Source organism: Enterobacter sp. C4G1 (genome assembly GCF_052886895.1).
Genome location: NZ_JBQVVV010000002.1, coordinates 976,451 through 1,002,539 on the forward strand (window position 1 = coordinate 976,451; position 26,089 = coordinate 1,002,539).

The 26,089-nt window shown below is 54.9% G+C and carries 23 protein-coding genes and 1 pseudogene; 10 read left to right on the plus strand and 14 right to left on the minus strand.

Annotation, left to right across the window (positions count from 1 at the left end; translation table 11 throughout):
* Nucleotides 1-5: 5 nt before the first annotated feature.
* The 3 genes from ntrB to nasR all read right to left on the minus strand — a co-directional run bounded on the left by ntrB (nucleotide 6) and on the right by nasR (nucleotide 3,551).
* Nucleotides 6-887, minus strand: coding sequence for a nitrate ABC transporter permease (ntrB, locus tag ACT9TW_RS18650; protein ID WP_446493339.1), 882 nt, complete (start codon nucleotides 885-887; stop codon nucleotides 6-8).
* 2 nt (nucleotides 888-889) lie between these two features.
* Nucleotides 890-2,137 (minus strand): CmpA/NrtA family ABC transporter substrate-binding protein, encoded by a 1,248-nt coding sequence (locus ACT9TW_RS18655; RefSeq protein WP_446493340.1) that lies wholly within the window; start codon nucleotides 2,135-2,137, stop codon nucleotides 890-892.
* Nucleotides 2,138-2,366: 229 nt separating this feature from the next.
* A complete protein-coding gene (gene nasR / locus ACT9TW_RS18660; RefSeq protein ID WP_446493341.1) occupies nucleotides 2,367-3,551 on the minus strand; it encodes a nitrate regulatory protein NasR in 1,185 nt (394 codons plus the stop codon).
* 73 nt (nucleotides 3,552-3,624) lie between these two features.
* Here nasR and ACT9TW_RS18665 point away from each other — a divergent pair, with 73 nt between their 5' ends.
* From ACT9TW_RS18665 to ACT9TW_RS18675, 3 genes are all read left to right on the plus strand, one after another.
* Nucleotides 3,625-3,978 (plus strand): DsrE/DsrF/TusD sulfur relay family protein, encoded by a 354-nt coding sequence (locus ACT9TW_RS18665; protein WP_182061364.1) that lies wholly within the window; start codon nucleotides 3,625-3,627, stop codon nucleotides 3,976-3,978.
* 106 nt (nucleotides 3,979-4,084) lie between these two features.
* Nucleotides 4,085-5,869, plus strand: coding sequence for a methyl-accepting chemotaxis protein (locus tag ACT9TW_RS18670; protein ID WP_446493342.1), 1,785 nt, complete (start codon nucleotides 4,085-4,087; stop codon nucleotides 5,867-5,869).
* A 213-nt stretch (nucleotides 5,870-6,082) separates the two neighbouring features.
* Entirely contained in the window at nucleotides 6,083-6,322 is a 240-nt protein-coding gene (locus ACT9TW_RS18675; protein ID WP_182061366.1) for a DUF1883 domain-containing protein, read from the plus strand.
* A 42-nt stretch (nucleotides 6,323-6,364) separates the two neighbouring features.
* Here ACT9TW_RS18675 and ACT9TW_RS18680 read toward each other — a convergent pair whose 3' ends face one another.
* Nucleotides 6,365-7,060: a gamma-glutamylcyclotransferase gene (locus ACT9TW_RS18680; protein WP_182061367.1), complete on the minus strand. Its 696-nt coding sequence runs from the start codon at nucleotides 7,058-7,060 to the stop codon at nucleotides 6,365-6,367.
* A gap of 447 nt (nucleotides 7,061-7,507) precedes the next feature.
* On the opposite strand from ACT9TW_RS18680, the gene chaA reads away from it, so the two are divergent.
* Entirely contained in the window at nucleotides 7,508-8,608 is a 1,101-nt protein-coding gene (chaA, locus tag ACT9TW_RS18685; RefSeq protein WP_446493343.1) for a sodium-potassium/proton antiporter ChaA, read from the plus strand.
* A gap of 89 nt (nucleotides 8,609-8,697) precedes the next feature.
* Here chaA and kdsA read toward each other — a convergent pair whose 3' ends face one another.
* Genes kdsA through hemA form a run of 6 tightly spaced genes read right to left on the minus strand, consistent with a single transcriptional unit; the run spans nucleotide 8,698 to nucleotide 14,001 of the window.
* Nucleotides 8,698-9,552, minus strand: coding sequence for a 3-deoxy-8-phosphooctulonate synthase (gene kdsA / locus ACT9TW_RS18690; protein ID WP_446493344.1), 855 nt, complete (start codon nucleotides 9,550-9,552; stop codon nucleotides 8,698-8,700).
* A gap of 36 nt (nucleotides 9,553-9,588) precedes the next feature.
* On the minus strand, nucleotides 9,589-10,398 hold the full coding sequence (gene sirB1 / locus ACT9TW_RS18695; protein ID WP_182061369.1) for an invasion regulator SirB1: 810 nt from the start codon (nucleotides 10,396-10,398) through the stop codon (nucleotides 9,589-9,591).
* 3 nt (nucleotides 10,399-10,401) lie between these two features.
* Complete coding sequence (gene sirB2, locus ACT9TW_RS18700) at nucleotides 10,402-10,794, minus strand: invasion regulator SirB2 (RefSeq protein WP_446493345.1); 393 nt, start codon at nucleotides 10,792-10,794, stop codon at nucleotides 10,402-10,404.
* Nucleotides 10,791-11,621, minus strand: a complete 831-nt coding sequence (prmC, locus tag ACT9TW_RS18705; protein WP_446493346.1) for a peptide chain release factor N(5)-glutamine methyltransferase — start codon at nucleotides 11,619-11,621, stop codon at nucleotides 10,791-10,793. Before prmC ends, sirB2 begins: the two co-directional genes overlap by 4 nt.
* On the minus strand, nucleotides 11,621-12,703 hold the full coding sequence (prfA, locus tag ACT9TW_RS18710; protein ID WP_182061372.1) for a peptide chain release factor 1: 1,083 nt from the start codon (nucleotides 12,701-12,703) through the stop codon (nucleotides 11,621-11,623). Before prfA ends, prmC begins: the two co-directional genes overlap by 1 nt.
* A gap of 41 nt (nucleotides 12,704-12,744) precedes the next feature.
* The gene (hemA, locus tag ACT9TW_RS18715; RefSeq protein WP_166715684.1) at nucleotides 12,745-14,001 is read right to left on the minus strand and encodes a glutamyl-tRNA reductase; all 1,257 of its coding nucleotides are present in this window, start codon (nucleotides 13,999-14,001) and stop codon (nucleotides 12,745-12,747) included.
* 234 nt (nucleotides 14,002-14,235) lie between these two features.
* Here hemA and lolB point away from each other — a divergent pair, with 234 nt between their 5' ends.
* The 4 genes from lolB (at nucleotide 14,236) to dauA (ending at nucleotide 18,604) form a co-directional block, all read left to right on the plus strand.
* Entirely contained in the window at nucleotides 14,236-14,847 is a 612-nt protein-coding gene (lolB, locus tag ACT9TW_RS18720; RefSeq protein WP_446493347.1) for a lipoprotein insertase outer membrane protein LolB, read from the plus strand.
* Nucleotides 14,844-15,713 (plus strand): 4-(cytidine 5'-diphospho)-2-C-methyl-D-erythritol kinase, encoded by an 870-nt coding sequence (gene ispE / locus ACT9TW_RS18725; protein ID WP_182061374.1) that lies wholly within the window; start codon nucleotides 14,844-14,846, stop codon nucleotides 15,711-15,713. The genes lolB and ispE overlap by 4 nt, the downstream gene beginning before the upstream one ends.
* Nucleotides 15,714-15,837: 124 nt before the next feature.
* On the plus strand, nucleotides 15,838-16,785 hold the full coding sequence (prs, locus tag ACT9TW_RS18730; RefSeq protein ID WP_003856663.1) for a ribose-phosphate diphosphokinase: 948 nt from the start codon (nucleotides 15,838-15,840) through the stop codon (nucleotides 16,783-16,785).
* A 124-nt stretch (nucleotides 16,786-16,909) separates the two neighbouring features.
* Entirely contained in the window at nucleotides 16,910-18,604 is a 1,695-nt protein-coding gene (gene dauA, locus ACT9TW_RS18735) for a C4-dicarboxylic acid transporter DauA (protein ID WP_446493348.1), read from the plus strand.
* Here dauA and ACT9TW_RS18740 read toward each other — a convergent pair.
* Nucleotides 18,587-19,633, minus strand: coding sequence for a MerR family transcriptional regulator (locus ACT9TW_RS18740; RefSeq protein WP_446493349.1), 1,047 nt, complete (start codon nucleotides 19,631-19,633; stop codon nucleotides 18,587-18,589). The genes dauA and ACT9TW_RS18740 overlap by 18 nt on opposite strands.
* Nucleotides 19,634-19,752: 119 nt before the next feature.
* Complete coding sequence (gene ychH, locus ACT9TW_RS18745; RefSeq protein ID WP_182061377.1) at nucleotides 19,753-20,028, minus strand: stress-induced protein YchH; 276 nt, start codon at nucleotides 20,026-20,028, stop codon at nucleotides 19,753-19,755.
* Nucleotides 20,029-20,301: 273 nt separating this feature from the next.
* Between ychH and pth the strand changes: the two genes are divergently transcribed.
* Nucleotides 20,302-20,886: an aminoacyl-tRNA hydrolase gene (gene pth, locus ACT9TW_RS18750; protein WP_182061378.1), complete on the plus strand. Its 585-nt coding sequence runs from the start codon at nucleotides 20,302-20,304 to the stop codon at nucleotides 20,884-20,886.
* Nucleotides 20,887-21,012: 126 nt separating this feature from the next.
* A complete protein-coding gene (gene ychF / locus ACT9TW_RS18755) occupies nucleotides 21,013-22,107 on the plus strand; it encodes a redox-regulated ATPase YchF (protein ID WP_182061379.1) in 1,095 nt (364 codons plus the stop codon).
* Nucleotides 22,108-22,252: 145 nt separating this feature from the next.
* Here ychF and ACT9TW_RS18760 read toward each other — a convergent pair.
* Together ACT9TW_RS18760 and nifJ are read right to left on the minus strand one after the other, a co-directional pair.
* Nucleotides 22,253-22,372: pseudogene (locus ACT9TW_RS18760) on the minus strand (IS3 family transposase); the annotation flags it as partial.
* A gap of 103 nt (nucleotides 22,373-22,475) precedes the next feature.
* Entirely contained in the window at nucleotides 22,476-25,988 is a 3,513-nt protein-coding gene (nifJ, locus tag ACT9TW_RS18765; protein WP_446493350.1) for a pyruvate:ferredoxin (flavodoxin) oxidoreductase, read from the minus strand.
* Between the last annotated feature and the right edge of the window lie 101 nt (nucleotides 25,989-26,089).

Below are 26,089 nucleotides of genomic sequence, written 5' to 3' on the forward strand. Positions count from 1 at the left end.
ACTCCTTATTTTTCCTGCCAGCTAAAGCGGCGGGCGATCAGCATCAACCCCTGCTCCAGCAGCAACCCGACCACGCCAATGATCACAATGGCGATGAGAATGTTTTCGACGTTGAGGTTGTTCCACTCATTCCAGATCCAGAAACCGATCCCCAGCCCCCCGGTGAGCATTTCGGCGGCGACAATCACCAGCCAGGCGATCCCGATGGAGAGACGCACCCCGGTCAGCACGGCGGGTAATACCGCCGGGAACAGAATTTTGCGCATGATGGTCCACTCGGAAAGCTGCAATACGCGGGCGACGTTGAGGTAGTCCTGCGGAATTCGGCGTACGCCCTCGGCGGTGTTAATGACCATCGGCCAGATAGAGCAGATAAAAATGGTCCAGCTAGAGGCAGGCTCCGCTTTCTGGAACAACAGCAATCCGATAGGCAGCCACGCCAGCGGGCTGACCGGGCGCAGTAACGCAATCAGCGGCGTAAACATGCGCGAGATAAAGGTGAAACGGCCAATCAGGAAGCCCAGCGGAATACCCGCCAGCGCCGCCAGGCCAAAGCCCACCGCCACGCGTTGTAACGAGGCCAACACGTTCCAGCCAATCCCCATGTCGTTTGGCCCGTCGCGGTAAAACGGATCGGCAAACAGCGTTAGCGCGGAATCCAGAGTGCTGAGCGGCGTCGGGAAACCTTTGCTGCTAATTGCCGCCAGTTGCCAGAGCACCACCAGCAACCCCAGCCCCAGAAATGCAGGAATAATGCGTTGTAACAGTGCATTGACCTTGCGGGCCAGTGCCGGAGCGCGGCGGCGAACCTGAACAGGCGGCAGGGTGATCACTTCCCCACTCAGTGGCTTTTCTTCAACATGTCTGGTGTTTTGCAGATGCTTCATAATCAGGCCCCTTTACGATGAATGGCGAAGCGGTTTGCGTAACCTTCCGGGTCGGTACCGTTCCAGACGGTGCCGTCCATCAGGGTGCTGCTACGAACAGGTGATGATGGCGCAGAGATCCCGCCCACTGCCGTGGCGGCGTCCTGCCAGACCGAGGTCTGATTAATGCGTGCGGCAATGGCCGCGTAGTCCGGTGCGCTTTTGAGTAATCCCCATCGGCGGAACTGAGTCAGGAACCACATGCCGTCTGACAGATACGGATAGCTGACCGCCCCGTCGTTAAAGAAGCGGATGGGGTTGGCGTCCTGCCAGCGCTTGCCAATTCCGTTGTCGTATTCGCCAAGCATTCTCCCGGTGAGGTACTGCTCTTTGGTGTTAAGCCACGCCCGACGCGAGAGGATCTGCGCGGTTTCGCGTTTGTTTTCTGGTGAGGCATCTATCCAGCGAGACGCTTCCAGCACGGCACTCACCAGCGCACGGGCGGTATTGGGGTTCTTCTCTACCCATTCCCGCCGTGTGCCGAGGATCTTTTCAGGATGTTCCGGCCAGATGGACTGTGACGTTGCGGCGGTAAAACCGATGCGGTCGTTAATGGCGCGCGCATTCCACGGTTCCCCCACACAAAAGCCGACCATGTTGCCAATACGCATGTTCATCACCATTTGCGGTGGCGGTACCACCACGGTGCGCACATCGTCGAATGGATTAATGCCCGCACTGGCAAGCCAGTAGTACAACCACATGGCGTGCGTCCCGGTCGGGAAAGTGTGCGCAAAGGTGTAAGTGCCCGGGGCCTGCTGCCCGACCAGCTTTTTCAGCCCGTCGAGATCGCGCACGCCCTTCTCCGCCAGATCGGCTGAAAGTGTAATCGCCTGGCCGTTATGGTTGAGGGTCATCAGGTTTGCCATCTGCTGCGGCTTACCGGCGATGCCCAGCTCCAGCCCGTACAGCAGGCCGTAGAGAATGTGTGCCGCGTCCAGTTCACCGGCAACCAGCTTGTCACGCACCGCAGCCCAGCTCGCCTCTTTGGTGGGCACAATGGTGATGCCATATTTTTTATCAAACCCTTTCAGCGCCGCGATCACCACCGGGGCGCAATCGGTCAGAGGGATAAACCCGATGCGCACTGTGTCCTGTTCTGGTTTATCCGAACCTGCGGCCCATGCAGCCTGCATAACGCCCGGTAACAACATTGCGCCACTCGCCAACATGCTGGCCTGCAAAAACCGCCGTCTCGACAAATCCGCCATGACCCACTCCTGAAAAAAAGACAAAAAAAAGCGCCCTACAGTGCCGAAGCACCGCTGGACGCCTTTATCCCGCAGACGATTGCACCGCCGTTGGCGCATCGTCAAAAATGGTTAATTAGTTAATGCAAAGTCGATGCCAGCTTTTAAGCCCCTGTTTTTCTACTCTTCGTCGGGTTTACGGCAACTTTACGCACCTCAATCAGGCACAAAATGCCCACTGATTGTGCAACTACTCCTTTGGTGTTATCTGCCATAAAGTCTTCACGGTGAGCAGCGCGCGGGCGATATCCACCATGCGCTGATTCTTGTCCATCGCCATTTTGCGCAGGGCATACCATGCCTGTTCTTCATTCATATTCTGGTGGCTCATCAATACGCTTTTGGCTTTATCAATGGTTTTACGCTCTTCCAGCGTGTCGCGAAGCGATGCCAGCTGGCGGGACAGTAGCTCTATTTCCCGCGCCTGCTGGCGTACCAGAGGCAGCAAGGGTTTGTCCGGGTAACACGCAAGGGGATCGTCGTGTTCATCCCCGGCGAGGGTTATCTCATCGTCACTGTGAATACGTGCATCCACGGCGACCATCAGGTCGGCGATAACCATCTCTTCCAGCGTGCGCAGGTGCTCAAGACGCGCCGTTTGCAGGGCAAACCAGTTGAGGGCCGTCTGGCCATTATCTTCCGCAGGTTGGCGCGTGCAGGCCACGCGCCGCAGCTGTTCTGTTTCCAGACACGGCTGGCAGTTGAGGGTAAATGTCTGGCGGATGTCATCGCCGCTGCGCGACAAAAAGACCTCAAAACAGGCCTGCTGGCCATCAATACGGTCGACCAGCTTTTGACGAGTCTCATCGCTAAAAAATCCCTGCGTGAAGCCAATCGCCCCTAATGCCCGCTCTTGCCCCACCAGCTCTTTGCCCTGCATCAGGCTATAGAGCGCGACAAATCGCCCGGCGATTTGCGGATCATCAATACTGTCATTCAGTTGCGGTACAATACTGAGCAGCTGGCGCAGCATCCGGCTGTAATGCTCCATCGCCATCGGCGCTGCAATGTGTTGTGCGCTCACCCCGTCACGCAGGGCGATGAGACCTTCCAGGCTTAACAACGCGCTGGCGATGCGTTCGCACACGGCGCTGCCCGGCATCGGGGATTGTTCGTTAAGCATCCGGTGAAGTGCGGTAAGGTTTTCGTCTACCAGCGCCCGGCTGGCCTTGCATTCGGGGGCATAGAGCTGCCCCTGCGAGCAGAGCCAGACGTTTGACGCACCGCGCTCGCACTGAAGCATATGCACCAGCTGGCTGATGCCGTTCACCAGCTCGCCCAGTTGTGCGAGCTTGTTGAGTTGCAACTGACGCAACTGTTTTGCACGCTGAAACCATTCGGTTGCGCCGGGCGAACTGCCAGCCATTAACGTCATACTTATTCTCCCGGATAGGTTCTATACAGAGAAATAAGCAAAATTCGTGCCTTTTCAAATAACAGGAGTCAACATGCAGAAGATTGTGATCGTCGCTAACGGTGCGGCATACGGAAGTGAATCTCTTTTCAACAGCCTGCGTCTGGCCATTGCCCTGCGCGATCAGGACAGCGAGCTTCAGTTACGTCTCTTTTTGATGTCGGATGCTGTGACTGCCGGGCTGAAGGGACAAAAACCCGCCGAGGGCTACAACATTCAGCAGATGCTGGAGATCCTGACGGCGCAAAACGTCCCGGTGAAGCTGTGCAAGACCTGCACCGACGGGCGGGGAATTACTGCCCTGCCGCTGATTGACGGGGTGGAGATTGGGACACTGATTGAGCTGGCGCAGTGGACACTGACCGCCGATAAAGTATTAACGTTTTAATAATAAACCCGTAAAAATATTATTTTCTTATGGACGCGGTTTCAGCATCAAGTTTACCTGCAAGGTTGCCGATAGGCATGGAAACAACACAGCAGGTATTTCACTTATGTTCAGGTCCATTCGTGCACGCATCATTGCCGCGACGACAGGTTGTCTGATCGTCGCACTCATTCTTAACACCGTTATTAACTTCCAGGTTACCCGTCAGGATAACCAGCAGTCGCAGCGCGATATTCTGAGCAGCACCAGCGCCAGTCATAACATGGCCATTGCTGACTGGGTAAACAGCAAAATGACGGTTATTTCTTCCGCACAATCGGTTGCCCTGAGCGATGACCCGGTGCCGGTATTCAAACAGCTGGCGCAGGCTGGCGGGTTCACCAACGTTTATGTGGGTTACGCCAGCAAGACGGCGAAATTCTCTGATCCTGCGGGTGTGCCTGCGGATTACGATCCTACCGTGCGTCCGTGGTATCAGCAGGTGGTCAGCACCGATGCGCCGGTGGTGACCGCGCCTTACGTTGACGCAGGCACCGGGAAGCTGGTGGTGACCTTTGCCGTACCGGTTAAAGACAGCGGGACGCTGAAGGCCGTTGTTGCGGGTGATGTGGCGATGGATAGCGTGGTGTCTAACGTGCGCGGCATTCACCCTACACCGGCGAGCAGCGGGCTGCTGGTTGACAGCGACGGCACCGTTATTGCCGCCAACGATCCGGCCCTGACTCTGAAACCCTTCGCTGAAACCATCAAAGGCGTTGATTTTGCTTCGCTGAAAAACGGCAACCCGCTTGACGGCACCTTTAATGGCGCAGAAAAGACCTTTGTGGCGACGCCGGTTAACGGGACGCACTGGATGCTCATTGTCGCGCTCGACAACAACGACGCCACCTCCGGGATGCGTGCCTTGCTCAAGGCTTCTGCGCTGTCGCTGGTGATCCTTGCTCTGCTGAGCGGTGCCATTGTCCACTTCCTGATTGCCCGTCTGCTGAAGCGCCTGTCTGATATTCGCGATGCCATGCACAACATTGCTAACGGCACTAACGACCTGTCACAGCGTCTGCCAGATAGTGGCGATGATGAAGTAGCGCAAATTGCGCAGGCGTTTAACGCCTTCAGCGATAAGTTGTCGGTGGTGATGGCGCAGTTACGTGATGCCAGCGCCTCGGTGAAAAATGCGGCCCAGGAAATTGCCGCAGGCAACCACGACCTTTCCGGGCGAACCGAACAGGCGGCATCCAGCCTGCGCGAAACCGCCAGCGCCGTTGAGGAGATCACCGCATCCGTTACCCAGTCGAATGAATCCGCTGCGGAAGCCAACGACCAGGCAAGCAAAGCCTCGGCTGCCGCCTCTCGCGGGGGTGACGTGGTGTCTCAGGCCATCAGCACCATGCAGTCAATCGAAGTGGCGTCGGCAAAAATTGGCGATATCACCAGCGTGATTGACGGCATTGCCTTCCAGACGAATATTCTGGCGCTAAACGCCTCGGTAGAAGCCGCCCGTGCGGGGGAACAGGGGCGCGGGTTTGCCGTGGTAGCCGGCGAGGTGCGTAACCTTGCCAGCCGCAGCGCTCAGGCCGCGAAAGAGATCAAATCCCTGATTGACTCCACCACCAACAGCGTGGCAACGGGCTCCCGCTATGTGCATCTGGCCGGTGAAAGCATGGATGAAATCCGCTCCAGCATCGGTAACGTGTCGGGGATTATGCGTGAAATCTCTATTGCAACCAGCGAGCAGATGAAAGGTATTCATGAGATTAACCACGCAGTAACACATCTCGATCGTATGGTGCAACAAAACGCCGAACTGGTTGTACAATCAGCCGCTGCGGCCAGTGCATTGCAAAGCCAGGCGGGCGACCTTGCTGAAACGGCGGGTCATTTCCGCATTTAATGTTCCACCCGCGGGCATTTACCTGGTTAAATGCCCGCAGGCTGAAAGCTTTCAGGTGTTTTGTCATTTTTGTTTAATCGTTATGCCTTTTTTTGATCAAAATCAGCATCCCGTACCCTCCCCTTTGGTGTTATGCAATGAGTGAATTGTGAACAACATCACGCTCAGGATTGGCTGCAAGGAGAGCGTTGTTTAAGACTACGGGGTTTAAAAATGGCACTGGTAAAAACAAGTTTGAAACTGTTTGGCGGGGATACTGTTGTGGTGCGTTGCTCAGAGCGTTGCCGCATTCATCTGATGAGTTCTAAAGAGCAAAAGCAATCGCAGGCCGATATTCTGACCGTGCAGGATGATAAAGCGTGGCTGACCGTGCCCTACACCGGCACCTGGGATGTGCTGATTGACAGCCACAGTCAGTCTCTTGAGCATTCCGTAAGCTACGTTGCCGCGTAATAAATGAACGCCCGGTTTGCCATCTGGCAACCGGGCGTTTTATCAGGCAAAACCCGGGCGCAACGGGTTATTCAGCAGGTTCCCTTCCAGTAACGCTTTCACCTTCGTCACCAGCTCATTCAGGCAATCGTCCTTCATGCCAAGGCGAGTCAGCTCTTGATCCAGTGAAAAGAGATACTGGGCGTTGGTGCCAAGCGGCCCACTGGCAGCGGCAATCAACGGGGCAATAACTTGCGTACGGGTATCAGCTTCGTACAGGGGATGGCGCGGGTCCATAATAAACACCAGCGCATTGACGGTACGACCGTCGTCGAGTTCAAGCTTGCACCAGCTCGGCATATAGCAACCAGTGATCATTTCGCGCTTCCAGAGCAACGTCAGCTCGTCTTCCAGGGATGCATCCGGCAACCGGTATGCCACGCCCGTGGTGCGTCCGCCCTCTTTCAGTGCAAGCATCCGTCCAGGCTGACATGCACTGCCCCGCCCGGCGGTCAAACGCAAACAAAATGCACGATGCCAGCCAGGGAGTGTCCCTGTCGCTGATTCTACAAATTCAAGCGCCGGGTTCCACATCAGGGAGCCGTAGCCAAAAATCCATACCGGGCCATCATCCGGGCGGCAGGAAAGCGTTGCAGCAAGCGATGCCGCACGTTGTTCAGCCGACCAGAGAAGCGATTCCTCAATAGCACCAAATGCCGTCTTACAATCTGCCTTCATTAAGAAATCACGCGTTAACACTTTACACCTCCGCCACTGCATGCTTCCTTGCGACATCTGTAATTCGCCTTCCCGGCATTATGTGCTGGTCATTTTGCCAGCAGTTGATTAACGATAAGCAATTCATGGGCCAGTTGCAATACAACGAAAGTTCAACCGCCTGAAAAGTCAAAATGCAGGAGGCTAATCATTTGCCTGCAATAGACTCACCAGGCGATAGCTGCTCTGATATTTTGGTGATTTCGCCCACATGCCTTCTCATTACGAGAGTGCAAAACTTCCATTCATAATGCTTTGTTATTTATGTTTTATTTAGCAAAAACACGTCATTACAGATAATTCGATAAAAATAATGGCAATACAGTAAAATTAAGTAAAAGATAACTGGATTTAAATCGTTATCTGTTAGTTTAATGACCTCAAATTTTCTATCTATAATTACAAGCACCTGCATTGAGGGAGAAGAACATGACAGCAACACATGAGGCGGTGAAAACCCGCCACAAGGAGACATCACTCATTTTCCCGGTTCTGGCGCTGGCTGTGCTGCTCTTCTGGGGAAGCAGTCAGTCACTGCCAGTGGTCGTTGGTATCAATATTCTTGCACTTATTGGTATTTTATCCAGTGCATTCAGCGTTGTTCGCCACGCTGATGTATTAGCTCACCGTCTGGGCGAGCCGTACGGATCCTTAATATTAAGCCTTTCCGTCGTTATTCTTGAGGTCAGCCTTATTTCTGCCCTGATGGCAACCGGTGACGCCGCGCCAACGCTGATGCGCGACACGCTCTATTCCATCATTATGATTGTAACGGGCGGCCTGGTTGGTTTTTCCCTGTTGCTGGGCGGGCGTAAATTCGCCACCCAATATATGAACCTGTTCGGCATTAAGCAGTACCTGATTGCCCTGTTTCCGCTGGCGATTATCGTACTGGTGTTCCCGATGGCGCTGCCGGGCGCAAACTTCACCACCGGCCAGGCACTGCTGGTTGCGCTGATTTCCGCGGCCATGTACGGCGTATTCCTGCTGATTCAGACCAAAACGCACCAGAGCCTGTTTGTCTATGAGCACGAAGATGACAGCGACGATGACGACCCGCATCACGGTAAACCGTCTGCGCATAGCAGTGTGTGGCATACCGTCTGGCTGATCGTACATCTTATTGCGGTTATCGCGGTGACCAAGATGAACGCTAACCCGCTGGAGACGCTGCTGACCGAACTGAACGCGCCGGTGGCGTTTACCGGTTTCCTGGTCGCGCTGCTTATCCTTTCACCGGAAGGCCTTGGGGCGCTGAGGGCGGTGCTGAACAATCAGGTACAGCGTGCAATGAACCTGTTCTTTGGTTCCGTGCTGGCGACGATTTCACTTACCGTACCGGTGGTGACGCTGATTGCCTTTATGACGGGTAACGAACTGCACTTTGCGCTGGGCGCGCCAGAGATGATTGTGATGGTGGCGTCGCTGGTGTTGTGCCATATCTCGTTCTCAACCGGGCGCACTAACGTGCTTAACGGTGCGGCGCATATGGCGTTGTTTATTGCGTATCTGATGACGATATTTGCGTAGTTTTTTTGCCCAGCGACGCTTCGCTTGCAGGGCCTACACGCCACCCGGCAATATGCCCCATAAAAAAACCCGCCGAAGCGGGTTTTTTATTAGTTGCTGGTATCCAGCTCGTCGAAGCTTTTCACCAGATCGTCAATCGCTTTAATCTGTTTCAGGAACGGCTCCAGCTTATCCAGTGGCAGCGCAGATGGGCCGTCGCATTTCGCGTTAGCCGGATCCGGGTGCGCTTCAATGAACAGGCCAGCCAGGCCAGTCGCCATACCGGCACGCGCCAGCTCGGCAACTTGCGCACGACGACCGCCAGACGCGGCACCAAACGGGTCACGGCATTGCAGGGCATGGGTCACATCGAAGATAACCGGAGACTGGTTAGACACGTTCTTCATCACGCTGAAGCCCAGCATGTCCACAACCAGGTTGTCGTAACCGAAGTTTGCGCCACGGTCACACAGGATAATTTGGTCGTTACCGCCTTCGATAAACTTATCGACGATGTTACCCATCTGACCCGGGCTCACGAACTGTGGTTTCTTCACGTTAATAACCGCACCGGTTTTCGCCATCGCGGCAACCAGGTCAGTCTGGCGCGCCAGGAAGGCCGGAAGCTGAATCACGTCAACCACGTCAGCCACTGGCTGCGCCTGAGAGGCTTCATGCACGTCGGTGATCACTTTCACGCCAAAGGTCTGTTTCAGCTCCTGAAAAATCTTCATCCCCTCTTCCAGGCCTGGGCCACGGTAAGAGTTGATAGAGGAGCGGTTGGCTTTGTCAAAAGAGGCTTTAAACACATACGGGATGCCCAGCTTCTGGGTCACGGTCACGTAGTGCTCGCAGATGCGCATCGCGAGATCACGGGATTCCAGCACGTTCATACCGCCAAACAGCACGAACGGCAGGTCGTTTGCTACCTTGATATCACCAATGCTAACCACTTTTTGTTTCATAGGATCGCCTTATTCAGGTGTGAATCGGAATTAAATTTAATGCAGTGTAATTTGTTTATGCGCGATCGAATTGATCTGCGCACGAATCATTTCGCTAATCGGATCTTCCGGGCATTGCTCGACGAAATAACTCAAATCATTCAGCGCCACATGCTCGCAGTCGAGCTGAGCATAGATAAGACCACGGTCGCGAATTTCGTACGGATCTTCCGGGTTAAATTGCAGCAACACTTCACTGGCACGCAGCGCCAGCTCCATCTGCCGCTCTTCCATCAGCGCAGCTTTCAGCGTATCCAGCAGCTTGCGGATAACTTCTGAGTTATCCGCCTCGTCGAGATCTTCGTTGAAGAGCTCAGCCACCGGGCTAATGTTACCTTTCAGCCAGACATCCAGCGTGTGTTCGTCCAGCGTGTCACCGTTGAAGGGGTTAATTAACCACATCTCACCGTCCAGCCATTCCGCACGCAGGATCATCTGCGTCGGGAAAATGACCGGCACCAGTGGAATATCAAGACGGTGGGCAACCCACAGTAAAATAGCGCCCAGCGCAACCGCGCTACCCTGGCGATTTTTTAAAACCTGATCCAGCCATAACGCATCAGAAAGACGGTACACGCCGCGCGTGTCGCAAAAGCCCCATTCGCCATAGAAAAGCTCAACCAGCTTCTCTAATTGCCAGTCCTGAGGACGCGCCTGATTAATCTCTTCTCGCGCCAGGCTAACCAGGCTTTCCAGCTCATCGTAGACAAAGCGTGACGAAAAGTCGTCGCGGATCATCTCCGAAATCTGGACCATCCCATCGCAAAGCGGCACTTTGTTAAATTCGAAATCGGCTAAGGACCTCATGACTTACCCCAGTAACGGTATTCTTGTGGCGGCGAGTTTAATGATGATGTACAGCACCACCAGACCCAGCAGAAAGGCAATAAACCCCACCTGCTGGCTGCGCGGACGACGACGCCCAAGCGCGATAAAACCCAAAACGATGTAGATGATAACGCCAAACAGCTTTTCAGTCAGCCATGCGCCTTTATCAGTAAATGGCAGATAGCCGGTCTTCCACATTAATCCTGCGCCAGACAGGAACAGCACCGTATCGATACAGTGCGGCGCAATGCGCACCCAGCGCGCGTCAATCAGTGGATTATTGCTGTAGCGCCACCAGTAACGGACGATGAAAAACCCGATGGTCAGTGCCACCGACACCAGGTGAGCGGTAATGAGAACGTAAAACAGGCTCATAGCCACTGTCCTAGTGTCAGGCGGTCATTGCCGCCATAGTCACGACAAGTTTCCACCGCGGTGTACCCTGCCGCACTAAACAGCGCGCGAACCGCTTCGCCTTGTGTCCAGCCGTGTTCGACCAACAGCCATCCACCCGGCAGCAAATGCTGGCGCGATGTCGACACAATATGATCCAGGTCGGCCAGACCTTCATTGGCGGCAACCAGCGCTGTCAGTGGTTCAAAGCGCACGTCACCCTGCGCCAGATGCGGATCGCGCTCGTCGATATAGGGCGGATTGCTGACTATCATTGCAAACGTACGGTTCGACAGCGCGCTAAACCAGCTGCTTTGCAGTACCGTCACGTTGCTTAATCCGAGGCGTTCCTGATTACGCAGTGCCAGCACCACGGCATCAGGCATGACATCCACCGCCGTTACGTCGCAGTCTGGGCGTTCGCTGGCAAGCGCCAGCGCAATCGCGCCGGTACCGGTGCCAAGATCGAGAATGCTACAGCGAGTTGCCGGTAAACGCGCCAGCGCCTGCTCCACCAGACACTCGGTGTCAGGGCGCGGGATGAGCGTGGCCGCGGAGACGTACAGCGGTAATGACCAGAATTCGCGCTCACCCACCAGATGCGCCACCGGCTCGCCGGTTTTACGGCGGGAAAGCAGCGCCTCGAGCTGTGTTTCCTGTTCAGCAGTGAGCACCGTCTCGCCGAAAGCCAGCAGGTAAGTGCGGGTTTTACCCGTCACAAACTCAAGCAATATCTCGGCATCACGCTTCGGGCTTTCACTCTCTGAAAGCGCGCTGACGGCATGACGTAACCAGTGCTGAAAATCCATTATTCCTGCTCGGACAATGCCGCCAGTTGGTCGGCCTGGTATTCCTGCACGATAGGCTCAATCAGCATATCGAGTTTCCCTTCCATCACTTCGTCCAGACGGTACAGCGTCAGGTTGATGCGGTGGTCGGTAACGCGGCCCTGTGGGAAGTTATAGGTACGGTTACGATCGCTGCGATCGCCGCTACCCAGCAGGTTACGACGGGTCGAGGCTTCCGCCTGCTGGCGTTTAGCCACTTCCGCGGCACGAATGCGCGAGCCGAGCACGGAAAGCGCTTTGGCTTTGTTTTTGTGCTGGGAACGTTCGTCCTGACACTCCACCACAATGCCGGTTGGCAAGTGGGTAATACGAATTGCGGAGTCGGTGGTGTTAACGTGCTGACCACCCGCACCAGAAGAACGGAAGGTGTCGATACGCAGGTCACCCGGGTTGATGTCCGGCAGTTCTGCTTCCGGCAGCTCTGGCATCACCGCAACCGTACAGGCGGAGGTGTGGATACGCCCCTGCGATTCGGTGGCGGGAACACGCTGGACGCGGTGGCCACCGGATTCAAATTTCAGACGACCGTAAACACCGTCACCACTGATTTTGGCGATCACTTCTTTAAAACCACCATGTTCGCCTTCGTTGGCGCTCATGATTTCGACACGCCAGCGGCGGGTTTCCGCGTAGCGGCTGTACATGCGGAACAGATCGCCTGCAAACAGCGCGGCTTCATCACCGCCGGTCCCGGCGCGGACTTCCACAAACGCGTTGCGCTCATCGTCCGGATCTTTTGGCAGCAGCAGAACCTGGAGCTGTTGCTCCATCTCTTCTGAACGCGTTTTTGCTTCCTGTAACTCTTCCTGCGCCATTTCGCGCATTTCAGGATCGTCGAGCATCATCTGCGCGGTTTCGATATCTTCCTGGACCTGTCGCCAGTCGGTAAAGCATTTAGAAACATCACTTAACTGCGCGTACTCGCGCGACAGCGCGCGAAAACGGTCCTGGTCTGCAATGGTCCCGGCATCGCCGAGCAGCGCCTGGACTTCTTCATGGCGCTCGTGCAGAGCTTCCAGTTTGGCGACGATAGAAGGCTTCATAGGCGTAAGTGCACCTTGTAATAGAAAATGGGTATGTGGCGCTATTCCAGCCCGAGGCTGTTGCGCAGAATAGTCAGGCGTTCGTCATCCCCGTCTCGGGCTGCCTGCTGAAGAGATTTGGTTGGTGCATGGATCAGGCGGTTGGTCAGTTTCCAGGCCAGATCCTGCATGATTGCTTGTGCGTCGCCACCCTGTTCAAGGGCAGCCAGCGCTTTGGCAGTCAGATCGTCACGCACCTGTTCTGCCTGCCCGCGATACTCGCGGATAGTCTCGCTGACGCTTTGCGCGCGCAGCCAGGCCATAAACTCACTGGTTTCCTGCTCAACTATCGTTTCTGCCTGAACCGCTGCGGCTTTACGCTGCGCCAGGTTGTGCGAAATGATGCTTTGCAGGTCATCCACGCTGTAAAGATAGGCGTTAGCCAGTTTGCTTACTTCTGGCTCAACATCGCGCGGAACGGCGATATCCACCAGCAGCATTGGCTGATTACGACGGGATTTCAGGGCACGTTCTACCATCCCTTTACCGATAATCGGCAGCGGGCTGGCGGTGGAGCTGATAATGATATCCGCCTCTTTCAGGCGTTCATCGATGTCGCTGAGCGCAATCACTTCTGCGCCCACTTCGTCTGCCAGCACCTGCGCACGCTCACGGGTACGGTTGGCGATAATCATCTTTTTCACTTTATGTTCGCGCAAATGACGCGCCACAAGTTCGATGGTTTCACCCGCACCGACCAGCAACACCGTAACGGTGGAGAGCGATTCAAAGATCTGACGCGCAAGCGTACAGGCTGCGAAAGCAACAGAAACCGCACTGGCACCAATGTCGGTTTCGGTTCGCACTCGCTTCGCCACAGAGAAGGATTTCTGGAACATACGCTCCAGTTCACTGGCCTTAAGGTGCCCTTTTTGTGAATCGGCAAAGGCTTTTTTTACCTGGCCCAGGATCTGCGGTTCGCCCAGCACCAGTGAATCCAGGCCACTGGCCACGCGCATAAGATGGCTGACGGCATCGTTGTCCTGATGCCAGTAAAGACTTTTACGCAGCTCTTCTTCGTTCAGATTGTGGTAGTCGCATAACCAACGGATAAGCGCTTCGTGCAGGTTGTCTTGCTCTTCCACGCTTAAGTACAGCTCGGTACGGTTGCACGTCGACAACACCACGCCGCCCTGCACCATTGGCTGTGCAAGCAAGCTGTCCAGCGCCAGGTCGAGCGTATCTGGCGAAAACGTTACGCGTTCTCGCAGAGAAACCGGGGCTGTTTTGTGGTTGATACCGAGTGCTAAAAGGGTCATATGAGCGGGAGTAGTACCAGCGTTAATAAGGTTAGCAGGTCGCATCATACAGGATGCGCGAGATCAATAAAAGAGACTGCACCCTTTCGGAGTAATAGCTTATACCGGTCAAGCAACTCACATTATTTAGGGTAGATACAACGCTTTGAGATAATTTGAACGTAGACGGTGGCACCCTGTGACGCTAGCATTAACAGTTATAACTGCAACGTATCTCAAGGATTTGTCATTATCATGACCCGACTGATTCGCCTTCTGCCGCTGGCGGCACTGGTTCTGACCGCATGTACCGTCACCCAACCAAAAGGACCAGGCAAAAGCCCGGACTCTCCGCAGTGGCGTCAGCACCAGCAGGACGTACGTAATTTGAGCCAGTATCAGACCCGCGGTGCCTTTGCTTATCTGTCTGACGAACAAAAGGTTTATGCGCGCTTCTTCTGGCAGCAGACGGGCCAGGACAACTATCGCCTGCTGTTGTTGAACCCGCTGGGCAGCACTGAACTGGAGCTTATCGCCAAACCGGGTGAAGCGCAGATAACCGACAACAAAGGCCAGCACTACACCGCGACCGATGCCGAAGAGATGATTGGCAAACTGACCGGAATGCCAATACCGCTGAACAGCCTGCGTCAGTGGATCCTGGGCCTGCCGGGTGATTCGACCGACTACACACTCGACGACCAGTATCGTCTGAGCCAGGTCAACTACACTCAAAACGGTAAAACCTGGAAAGTGGTTTACAGCGCCTACGACAGCAATACCAAACCGTCTCTGCCATCCAATATGGAGCTGACGCAGGGTAGCCAGCGTATCAAGCTGAAAATGGACAACTGGATCATTAAATGATGACCCAATGGCCCTCACCCGCAAAGCTGAACCTGTTTTTATACATCACCGGGCAGCGTGCTGACGGTTATCATACGTTGCAGACGCTGTTTCAGTTTATCGATTATGGTGACACGATTTCGATTGAACTGCGCCGCGATGGCCAGATTCACCTGCTCACTGCAGTGGAGGGTGTGGCGCACGAAGACAACCTGATTGTGCGCGCCGCGCGCCTGTTGATGAAGGCAGCCGCCGACTCTGGTCGTTTGCCTGCCGGAAGCGGTGCAGATATCAGCATCGAAAAGCGTCTGCCGATGGGCGGCGGTTTAGGTGGCGGTTCATCCAATGCTGCCACCGTGCTGGTTGCGCTAAATCATCTTTGGGGATGCGGGCTGTCGCAAGACGAACTTGCCGCCTTAGGGTTAACGCTGGGCGCGGATGTTCCGGTGTTTGTTCGTGGTCATGCGGCGTTTGCCGAAGGCGTAGGGGAAATACTCTCCCCCGCAGAACCACCGGAAAAGTGGTACCTGGTTGCCCACCCGGGGGTCAGTATTCCGACACCGGTCATCTTTAAAGATCCTGACCTGAAAAGAAATACCCCGGTGCGGTCAATAGAAACGTTATTAAATTGTGAATTCAGCAACGATTGCGAGGATATCGCAAGAAAACGTTTTCGCGAGGTTGATGAGGTGCTTTCCTGGCTGTTAGAATACGCGCCGTCGCGCCTGACTGGTACAGGGGCTTGTGTCTTTGCTGAATTTGACACTGAGTCCACTGCTCGTCAGGTGCTTGAGCAAGCGCCGGTTTGGCTGCATGGTTTTGTAGCTCGCGGGATGAACACCTCCCCCCTACAGCAAGCCATTCTGGCGCAGACTGAGTTTCGGTGACAACGTCACCCTGTTCCAGACGTTGCATCGCGCTCTTTAATACACGCCTGGATAGCGTTCGCCTGGCCCGCACAGTTTTTGGCGAAGGTTATCCACCACTGGACGCATGCCTGAGGTTCTTCTCGTGCCTGATATGAAGCTTTTTGCTGGTAACGCCACCCCGGAACTAGCACAACGTATTGCCAACCGCCTGTACACTTCCCTCGGCGACGCCGCCGTAGGTCGCTTTAGCGACGGCGAAGTCAGCGTACAAATTAACGAAAATGTACGCGGTGGTGATATTTTCATCATCCAGTCCACCTGTGCTCCAACGAACGACAACCTGATGGAATTGGTTGTTATGGTCGACGCCCTGCGCCGTGCTTCCGCAGGTCGTATCACTGCTGTAATCCCTTACTTTGGTTATGCCCGCCAGGACCGTCGCGTCCGTTCCGCGCGTGTGCCAATCACTGCCAAAGTTGTCGCTGACTTCCTGTCAAGCGTAGGCGTTGACCGCGTACTGACCGTTGACCTGCACGCAGAGCAGATCCAGGGCTTCTTCGACGTTCCGGTTGATAACGTATTCGGCAGCCCAATCCTGCTGGAAGACATGCTGCAACTTAATCTGGATAACCCGATTGTGGTTTCCCCGGACATCGGCGGTGTGGTACGTGCTCGTGCTATCGCGAAACTGCTGAACGACACCGACATGGCGATCATCGACAAACGTCGTCCACGCGCTAACGTTTCTCAGGTGATGCACATCATCGGTGACGTTGCTGGCCGCGACTGCGTGCTGGTTGACGACATGATCGATACCGGCGGTACGCTGTGTAAAGCAGCTGAAGCGCTGAAAGAACGTGGTGCTAAGCGCGTATTTGCTTACGCAACTCACCCGATCTTCTCCGGTAATGCCGTGAACAACCTCCGTAACTCCGTTATCGACGAAGTTGTGGTGTGCGATACCATCCCACTGAGTGACGAAATCAAAGCACTGCCAAACGTGCGTACTTTGACCTTGTCCGGGATGCTGGCCGAAGCGATTCGTCGTATCAGCAACGAAGAATCCATCTCTGCAATGTTCGAACACTAATCGAACACGGCCAAAAAACCCGCTGCGGCGGGTTTTTTTGTCTCTGGTTTTAATTTGTATGACTAATGCCTCCTTCACCTGCCATTCATATGACAGATGATGCGCACACGGATGATAGATAATTGTGAAAAACGTAGCTTCCTCACATGTTCTGCCCTTTCGCGCCCTCATCGACGCTTGCTGGAAAGAGAAGTACACCTCGTCACGCTTTTTGCGCGACGTTATTGCCGGGATAACCGTTGGCATCATCGCTATTCCCCTGGCAATGGCGCTGGCTATTGGCAGCGGCGTGGCACCACAGTACGGTCTGTATACCTCGGCCGTTGCCGGGATTGTCATCGCACTGACCGGCGGTTCGCGCTTTAGCGTGTCAGGCCCGACCGCCGCGTTTGTGGTCATTCTCTATCCGGTTTCTCAACAGTTTGGGCTGGCAGGCCTTTTGGTTGCGACCCTGATGTCCGGCGTCTTTTTGATTTTGTTCGGGCTGGCCCGTTTTGGCCGCCTGATCGAGTACATACCCCTTTCCGTGACGCTGGGGTTTACTTCCGGGATTGGTATCACCATCGGGACAATGCAAATCAAGGATTTCCTCGGTCTGCAAATGGCTCACGTTCCTGAACACTACCTGCAAAAAGTGGGTGCGCTGTTTATGGCGCTGCCGACGGCGAACCTTGGGGACGCTGCTATCGGGGTGGTGACGCTGGGTACGCTGATTATCTGGCCGCGCCTGGGTATTCGTCTGCCCGGGCACTTACCAGCACTGCTGCTGGGTTGCGCGGTGATGGCCATCGTCAATATGCTTGGCGGCCATGTGGCAACGATTGGCTCTCAGTTCCATTACACGCTGGCAAACGGTTCTCAGGGGAGCGGGATCCCACAGCTGTTACCGCAGCTGGTGCTGCCGTGGGATATGCCGGGCTCAAGCTTCACCTTAAGCTGGGATTCTCTGCGAGCCCTGCTTCCTGCCGCCTTTTCTATGGCGATGCTGGGGGCGATTGAGTCTCTGCTGTGCGCCGTGGTGCTGGACGGCATGACGGGCACCAAACACAAAGCAAACAGCGAACTGGTGGGCCAGGGACTGGGGAATATCATTGCCCCGTTCTTTGGCGGCATTACCGCCACGGCGGCGATCGCTCGCTCTGCGGCTAACGTGCGTGCGGGAGCCACGTCTCCTGTTTCGGCGGTCATTCACTCCGTGCTGGTGATCCTCGCCCTGCTGATCCTCGCCCCGCTGCTCTCCTGGCTGCCGCTCTCGGCAATGGCGGCCCTGCTGCTTATGGTGGCCTGGAATATGAGCGAGGCGCATAAAGTGGTGAACCTGTTACGCCGAGCGCCGAAAGACGACATTATCGTGATGCTCATCTGTATGTCGCTGACTGTATTATTCGATATGGTTATCGCCATCAGCGTAGGTATCGTGCTGGCTTCCCTGCTGTTTATGCGTCGCATTGCGCGGATGACCCGTCTGGCCCCGGTAAACGTTGACGTCCCGGACGATGTGCTGGTGCTGCGCGTGATTGGCCCACTTTTCTTTGCTGCCGCAGAAGGTTTGTTTAGCGATCTGGAGTCACGTATCGCAGGCAAGCGGATTGTGGTGTTGAAATGGGATGCGGTGCCGGTGCTGGACGCGGGGGGACTTGATGCCTTCCAGCGCTTCGTGAAACGCCTGCCGGAAGGCTGTGAATTGCGGGTAAGTAATCTTGAGTTCCAGCCGCTGCGTACGATGGCGCGAGCTGGCGTGCAGCCGATCCCTGGCCGCCTTGCCTTCTATCCTGACCGTGCCGCCGCGTTAGCCGACCTGTCACCGACCCTGCACTGACATTCGTCTTTGCATCATGAAACCAATCGCCTGCTGTAGCCATTCGAGCACGGCAGGCGTCATCCAGGTCCCTTTCATCAGGTGCGGCTCATGCTGCATCGCTACGCGAAACTTTTGCTGTGTCGCAGGATCAGTTCCGGCATAAGACTGGAACAGCGCCAGCCAGTTCTCTGCCAGTTTTTGCGCCGCTTCTGATGAGGGTTCCAGGCACGCGCTCTGCGCCTGGTGCAGTTTTGCCACCAGCGGCGGCCACTCCATCATGCGGTCAAAATAGTGCGCGCGAGTGAATGCCATCTCGTCCGGGGAAAGATAGTTCTGCCAGATAACGAGCTTTGTTTCCGCGAATGCCCGGGTAATGTAGTCCGTCATTTCCGCGGTGATCCCCGTTTGCTGACGCATCTGCGGCTCAACGCTGTGCATCTCGTTAAGACGGGTGAGAAACTCCGGTTTTCCCGCCGTATCTTGCTCCAGGCGCACCATCCAGCGTGTGGCCAGATCCATGGCACGTGGGTCTGATACGTCGGCGCGTTGTTCCAGCAGGGCTTTTGCCTCTGTAACCAGCCCTGCCCAAATGACGCCCAGTTCATCTTTCTGTATCGCGAACGGCAACTGTTGCAACTCTTCTTTGCTAAACCAGCGATCGTACATGTTCATTAACTCCAGAGTCTGTAGCCAGAACTCAAGATCGGGGTCTTCATCTGCGGTAAGCCCGGTACGCAAATCCACCAGCCTGTCACGCAGCGTTGTAATGCTGCGCGCCTGTTTTTCCAGCAACGTGATTTGTGCGTCGAGCAGTTCCGCCAGAGAGAGTGACTCCTTTTCCAGAAAGTCCCTGATTTCAGCAAGTTCCAGCCCCGCTTTTGCCAGCGCCTGTATCATATGCAAACGCTGAACATCGTGCAGATTGTAGAGCCGATAACCTGCCTCGCTTCTGGCAGAAGGCAGCAACAGCCCTGTTTGTTCATAGTGATGTAACGTGCGTACGGTGATCCCGGCACGCTTTGCCAGTTCCCCCACCTGAATCAACATAGCAGCTCCTTTTCTTTGCCAGTTGCCCCACTCTGGAGCCTTACGTTACGTGAGGGTCAAGATGATATGCAAAAAAAAACGGCTCCTGAAGGAACCGTTCTTATAAAACCGTTTAACTGCTAACTGTGTTTATGCTGATCGCGGCGGCAGCGTTTATCATAGTGGCGCACCCACCAGTACCTGTCGCTGACCTGTTCATGGCCGCTCACACGCGCACCTGCCAGCCACAAAACCGCACCGAGGAAGATACTTAGCACCGCGCCGTGTGCGAAATATTGTGGAAGGTCAATCTGTGGCAACTGGTTTAAAATAGAATAACCCACCCCGGCCACCATCACGAACAGTCCCAACCCCATTAGCACGTTACCGAGCATCGAAGCGTTTTTGCGTTTCATATGTCACCTCCGGAACTTTGGGTTGCAAGGGGAAAGCCCCTAATCCTTGTGTGTAAAGTATAGACAACGCCCATTTTATGAGTTGCGTGAATGATCACATTTACGGATCGCTCCCAGACAAAAACTTACAAATAACGTCTTGAACAGCTTGAAATTCTAATTGTTCAGATAAGCAATTATTCGTATTTCGTGGTTGCTGTCGCAGAATTTTGTCAACCGGCTCGCCAGACAGTAAACTACGCGCCAGATCTGGAACCCTTTAGGAATTACATCGTGACGATTAAACTGATTGTCGGTCTTGCCAACCCAGGCGCAGAGTACGCAGCAACTCGCCATAACGCGGGTGCCTGGTATGTTGATTTGCTGGCCGAACGGTTGCGTGCTCCCCTGCGTGAAGAACCGAAATTCTACGGATATACATCACGTATTAACCTTGCCGGGGCGGATGTGCGGCTGCTGGTCCCGACCACCTTTATGAACCTGAGTGGTAAAGCGGTTTCTGCAATGGCGACGTTCTATCGCATCAATCCTGACGAAATTCTCGTCGCCCACGATGAGCTTGATCTGCCGCCGGGCGTGGCAAAGTTTAAACTCGGCGGTGGTCATGGCGGCCACAACGGTCTGAAAGACATTATCAGCAAACTGGGTAATAACCCGAATTTCCATCGTTTGCGCGTCGGAATTGGCCATCCGGGCGATAAAAACAAAGTTGTCGGTTTTGTGCTGGGTAAACCTCCGGTTTCTGAGCAGAAACTGATTGACGAAGCGGTAGACGAAGCGGCCCGTTGCACCGAGATCTGGCTCAAAGACGGTTTAACCAAAGCCACAAATCGCTTACACGCCTTCAAAGCGCAATAATACGCACATTACGGCTTTTTTGCCGCGCAGCGTACGTGTTACGTGTATAATAGGCAGAGTTATTTACTTTTCTTCAGTCGGTTAACGCTAACGGATTGATTATCAAGATATTAAGGTGATTTAGAAATGGGATTCAAATGCGGTATCGTTGGTCTGCCTAACGTTGGCAAATCCACCCTGTTTAACGCGCTCACCAAAGCGGGCATCGAAGCAGCAAACTTCCCGTTCTGTACCATCGAGCCAAACACCGGTGTTGTACCGATGCCCGATCCACGTCTGGATCAGCTCGCTGAAATCGTTAAACCGCAGCGCATTCTGCCAACGACGATGGAATTCGTGGATATCGCGGGCCTGGTAAAAGGCGCATCTAAAGGTGAGGGCCTGGGTAACCAGTTCCTGACCAACATCCGTGAAACCGAAGCCATCGGCCACGTTGTACGTTGCTTTGAAAACGACAACATCATCCACGTAAACAATAAAGTGGATCCGGCTGACGACATCGAGGTTATCAACACCGAGCTGGCATTGTCTGACCTGGACACCTGCGAACGCGCCATTCACCGCGTGCAGAAGAAAGCCAAGGGCGGCGATAAAGACGCCAAAGCTGAGCTGACCGCACTGGAAAAATGTCTGCCACAGCTGGAAAACGCCGGCATGTTGCGTGCGCTGAAAAACCTGACTGAAGAAGACAAGGCAGCCATCAAATACCTGAGCTTCCTGACGCTGAAGCCAACCATGTACATCGCTAACGTCAACGAAGACGGTTTCGAAAACAACCCGTACCTGGACAAAGTGCGTGAAATCGCTGCTGCAGAAGGTTCTGTAGTTGTTGCTGTTTGCGCAGCCGTTGAGTCTGATATCGCTGAGCTGGACGACGCAGACCGTGATGAATTCATGGCTGAGCTGGGTCTGGAAGAGCCGGGTCTGAACCGCGTGATCCGCGCAGGCTACGAACTGCTGAACCTGCAAACTTACTTCACCGCTGGCGTGAAAGAAGTACGCGCATGGACCATCCCGGTGGGCGCCACTGCGCCACAGGCTGCAGGTAAAATCCACACCGACTTCGAAAAAGGCTTCATCCGTGCGCAGACTATCGCGTTTGAAGACTTCATCACCTACAAAGGTGAGCAAGGTGCGAAAGAAGCCGGCAAGATGCGTGCAGAAGGTAAAGACTACATCGTTAAAGATGGCGATGTGATGAACTTCCTGTTCAACGTCTAAATAAAATTTGTTGTCTTATGAGGTTTCGTTGAACCTCATGAGCATCGAAAAACTATAAAATCCACGCAATTGCGTGGATTTTTCATTTCATATTGTCTCAACTCATCTCGTAACAATGACCTGCCCCCAGAATTAGATACAACCTTCAGTTAGTCATGTCGGTTGGCTTTTCTTCATATCCCCCATTTTGCCAGTCTGCTGCAAATTCAGCTCGAGTCTGGTAATCCAGCGATGAATGTGGGCGACACTCGTCATAATCCTGTCGCCTGCATGGCTTCGGCAAGAAGCTTCTTGAGGCGGGCGTTCTCATCTTCAAGCGACTTGAGCCGCTTCACCTCAGAAACTTCCATGCCACCAAACATTACCGTTTACTCCCCCGCCATTCGCTGATACTGCGCTAAACGCTGCTTCGCGTCCTGCTCGGTTTGCTCGAAGAGTTGATCCGCCAGTTCCGGCGCAGTGCGGCCCAGCGCTGCGTAGCGCACTTCGCCCATCAGGAAGTCGCGGAAGCTCTCCTCTGGTTCGTCGGAGTCGAGAATAAACGGATTCTTACCCTTCGCCATCAACTGTGGGTTATAGCGCCACAGATGCCAGTAACCGGAGTCCACCGCGCGTTTTGCCTCGCGCATACTGCATCCCATCCCGGCTTTCAGGCCGTGGTTGATACAGGCCGCATAAGCGATCACCAGCGACGGGCCAGGCCACGCTTCCGCTTCAGCAATCGCCCGCAGCGTCTGGGCTTTATCCGCGCCCATCGCCACCTGCGCGACATACACATTGCCGTAGCTCACCGCCATCATGCCGAGATCCTTCTTGCGCGTCCGTTTGCCTTCGGCGGCAAACTTGGCAATCGCCGCAACCGGCGTCGATTTCGACGACTGACCGCCAGTGTTAGAGTACACCTCAGTATCAAACACCAGGATATTCACATCCTCGCCGGAAGCCAGCACATGATCGAGGCCGCCAAAACCGATGTCATACGCCCAACCGTCGCCGCCAAAAATCCACTGCGAACGTTTAGCGAAATAGTCGCGGTTCTGGTACATGCGGTTCAGCAGCGGATCGTCGCCCTTCTCCTGCGCCAGCAACGCGCTCAGTTGCTCGCCGCGCTCGCGCGTGCCTTCACCACGATCTTTGCTTTCCAGCCATTGCTGCACCGCCTGCTGTAACGCCTCGCTATGCGGCGCAGCCAGTGCATCCATCGCATCACTGGCGAGCTGTTCACGTACCGCGCGCCCGCCGAGCATCATCCCCAGACCAAACTCGGCGTTATCTTCAAACAACGAGTTAGCCCATGCCGGGCCTTGCCCTTTATGGTTGGTGGTCCACGGAATTGACGGCGCGCTGGCCCCCCAGATAGACGAACAACCCGTGGCATTCGCGATCATCATGCGATCGCCGAACAACTGCGTCACCAGCCGCGCATACGGGGTTTCACCGCAGCCCGCACAGGCACCTGAAAACTCCAGCAGTGGGGTTTCAAACTGGCTGCCTTTAACCGTGGTTTTGTTGAACGGATTGCTTTTTGGCGACAGCGCCAGCGCATAGTCCCACACCGGTTGCATCGCTAACTGACTCTCCAGCGGCTGCATCGTAAGGGCTTTCCCCTTCGCCGGGCAGATATCGACACAGTTGCCGCAGCCGGAACAATCGAGCGGCGAAATGGCCAGATGATAGTCGTAATCCTTCGCCCCCTGCGCCGCTTTACTCAACAACCCTACCGGCGCCACATCGCGCTCTTCCTGATTCAGCAGTGCCGGACGAACGGCAGCATGCGGGCAGATAAAGGCGCACTGATTGCACTGGGTACAGCCTTCGGGGTTCCACACCGGCACCTGCAAAGCAATGCCGCGTTTCTCCCACGCCGCGGTTCCCGTCGGGAATGTCCCGTCCTCCATACCAACAAAGGCGCTGACTGGCAGTTTGTCGCCGTTCTGCCGGTTCATCGGTTGCAGAATATCGTGGATAAAATCCGGCATCATCCGCGTATCTTCCACTGAGTCATCTTCCAGCGTCGCCCAGCGTTCCGGCACCATCACTTCCTGGATGGCTTCCATCCCCAAATCAATGGCGGCATTGTTCATATCCACCACTTTTTGCCCTTTACTGCCGTAGGATTTCTCGACTGCCTGCTTCAGGTAATCGGACGCCGCTTGGGGTTCAATAATCCCCGCCAGTTTGAAGAATGCCGACTGCATCAGCATGTTAAAGCGCCCGCCCAGCCCCAGCTTACGGGCAATTTCCACCGCATTGAGGGTGTAAAAACGGATCCCCTGGCGGGCGATATAACGCTTCATACTGTTTGGCAGCCGCGCTTCCAGCTCTTCACCAAACCAGGTGCAGTTCAGCAGGAATGTGCCACCAGAGTTCAGCCCCTCCAGCAGATCGTACTTGTCGACGTAGGATTGCTGCGAGCATGCGATAAAATCCGCGCGGTGGATCAGGTATGGCGAGGTAATCGGCCGTTCACCAAAACGCAGGTGCGAAACGGTAATGCCGCCGGATTTTTTCGAATCGTAGGCAAAGTAGGCCTGCGCATACATCGGCGTTTTATCACCGATGATCTTGATGGCGCTCTTGTTAGCGCTGACCGTACCGTCGGAACCCAGCCCCCAGAATTTACAGGCGGTGATCCCCTCGCGGGAAACGTGAACCTCATGAGAAGGCACCGGCAGCGAGGTGTGCGTGACATCGTCGAAAATCCCCACCGTAAAACCATCTTTCGGAAGCGGTTTTTTCAGGTTCTCAAACACCGAGACAATATGCCCCGGCAGCACATCTTTACCGCCCAGCGCATAGCGCCCGCCGACAATCAGCGGCGCGTCATGCTGGTGATAAAACGCATTTTTCACATCCAGGCACAGCGGTTCTGCCTGCGAGCCCGGCTCTTTGGTGCGATCGAGCACCGCAATACGTTTAACGCTTTTCGGGATTTTGGCGAAGAAGTGCGACAGCGAAAAAGGCCGGAACAGATGCACCGTCACCAGGCCAACTTTTTCACCACTGTCGATTAGCGCATCCACCACTTCGGAAATGGTGTCGCACACCGACCCCATCGCCACAATGATCTGTTCAGCATCGTCTGCGCCGTAGTAATCAAACAGGTGGTATTCGCGACCGGTCAGGCGATAGATGTCCGCCATATAATTTTCGACGATTTCCGGCAGCGCATCGTAGTAGCGGTTGGCAGCTTCCCGCTCCTGAAAATAGATATCGGGGTTTTGCGCGGTGCCGCGAATCACCGGATGATCCGGGTTCAGGGCGTTACGGCGAAAGCGGTTCAGCGCGTCGGTATCCAGCAACGGTGCCAGATCGTCATACTCCAGTACTTCAATTTTCTGGATCTCGTGAGAAGTACGAAAGCCATCAAAGAAGTTAATAAAAGGTACGCGGCCTTTAATGGCGGAGAGGTGTGCTACCGCCGAGAGATCCATCACCTGCTGAACGTTGCTCTCCGCCAGCATCGCGCAGCCGCTCTGGCGAACCGCCATCACATCCTGATGATCGCCGAAAATGTTCAGCGAGTTGGTTGCCAGCGCGCGGGCGCTGACGTGAAACACACCGGGCAGCAGTTCACCGGCGATTTTGTACAGATTGGGGATCATTAACAACAACCCCTGCGAAGCGGTATAGGTGGTGGTCAGCGCCCCGGCCTGCAACGCGCCGTGTACGGCACCGGCCGCGCCCGCTTCTGACTGCATCTCCATTAAACGCACCGGCTGGCCAAACAGGTTTTTCTTGCCGTCAGCCGCCCACTGATCGACGTTTTCCGCCATCGGCGTTGAGGGGGTAATGGGGTAAATCGCGGCGACATCGGTAAAGGCATACGAAATCCATGCCGCTGCCGCGTTGCCATCCATTGTTTTCATCTTTCCGGACATTGCTCATTCCTCGACTGTAAGAGGTCATCTCCCTGACGTCGTTGCACAGCCTGTGCCAGCTCATTTATCCCTTTATAAACAATGCATTAAAGGCAACTACA

Coding starts and splice junctions, on each gene's coding strand:
- ntrB (WP_446493339.1), bottom strand. CDS start 887: ATGAAGCATCTGCAAAACACCAGACATGTTGAAGAAAAGCCACTGAGT.
- ACT9TW_RS18655 (WP_446493340.1), bottom strand. CDS start 2,137: ATGGCGGATTTGTCGAGACGGCGGTTTTTGCAGGCCAGCATGTTGGCG.
- nasR (WP_446493341.1), bottom strand. CDS start 3,551: ATGACGTTAATGGCTGGCAGTTCGCCCGGCGCAACCGAATGGTTTCAG.
- ACT9TW_RS18665 (WP_182061364.1), top strand. CDS start 3,625: ATGCAGAAGATTGTGATCGTCGCTAACGGTGCGGCATACGGAAGTGAA.
- ACT9TW_RS18670 (WP_446493342.1), top strand. CDS start 4,085: ATGTTCAGGTCCATTCGTGCACGCATCATTGCCGCGACGACAGGTTGT.
- ACT9TW_RS18675 (WP_182061366.1), top strand. CDS start 6,083: ATGGCACTGGTAAAAACAAGTTTGAAACTGTTTGGCGGGGATACTGTT.
- chaA (WP_446493343.1), top strand. CDS start 7,508: ATGACAGCAACACATGAGGCGGTGAAAACCCGCCACAAGGAGACATCA.
- kdsA (WP_446493344.1), bottom strand. CDS start 9,552: ATGAAACAAAAAGTGGTTAGCATTGGTGATATCAAGGTAGCAAACGAC.
- sirB1 (WP_182061369.1), bottom strand. CDS start 10,398: ATGAGGTCCTTAGCCGATTTCGAATTTAACAAAGTGCCGCTTTGCGAT.
- sirB2 (WP_446493345.1), bottom strand. CDS start 10,794: ATGAGCCTGTTTTACGTTCTCATTACCGCTCACCTGGTGTCGGTGGCA.
- prmC (WP_446493346.1), bottom strand. CDS start 11,621: ATGGATTTTCAGCACTGGTTACGTCATGCCGTCAGCGCGCTTTCAGAG.
- prfA (WP_182061372.1), bottom strand. CDS start 12,703: ATGAAGCCTTCTATCGTCGCCAAACTGGAAGCTCTGCACGAGCGCCAT.
- hemA (WP_166715684.1), bottom strand. CDS start 14,001: ATGACCCTTTTAGCACTCGGTATCAACCACAAAACAGCCCCGGTTTCT.
- lolB (WP_446493347.1), top strand. CDS start 14,236: ATGACCCGACTGATTCGCCTTCTGCCGCTGGCGGCACTGGTTCTGACC.
- ispE (WP_182061374.1), top strand. CDS start 14,844: ATGATGACCCAATGGCCCTCACCCGCAAAGCTGAACCTGTTTTTATAC.
- ACT9TW_RS18740 (WP_446493349.1), bottom strand. CDS start 19,633: ATGTTGATTCAGGTGGGGGAACTGGCAAAGCGTGCCGGGATCACCGTA.
- ychH (WP_182061377.1), bottom strand. CDS start 20,028: ATGAAACGCAAAAACGCTTCGATGCTCGGTAACGTGCTAATGGGGTTG.
- ychF (WP_182061379.1), top strand. CDS start 21,013: ATGGGATTCAAATGCGGTATCGTTGGTCTGCCTAACGTTGGCAAATCC.
- nifJ (WP_446493350.1), bottom strand. CDS start 25,988: ATGTCCGGAAAGATGAAAACAATGGATGGCAACGCGGCAGCGGCATGG.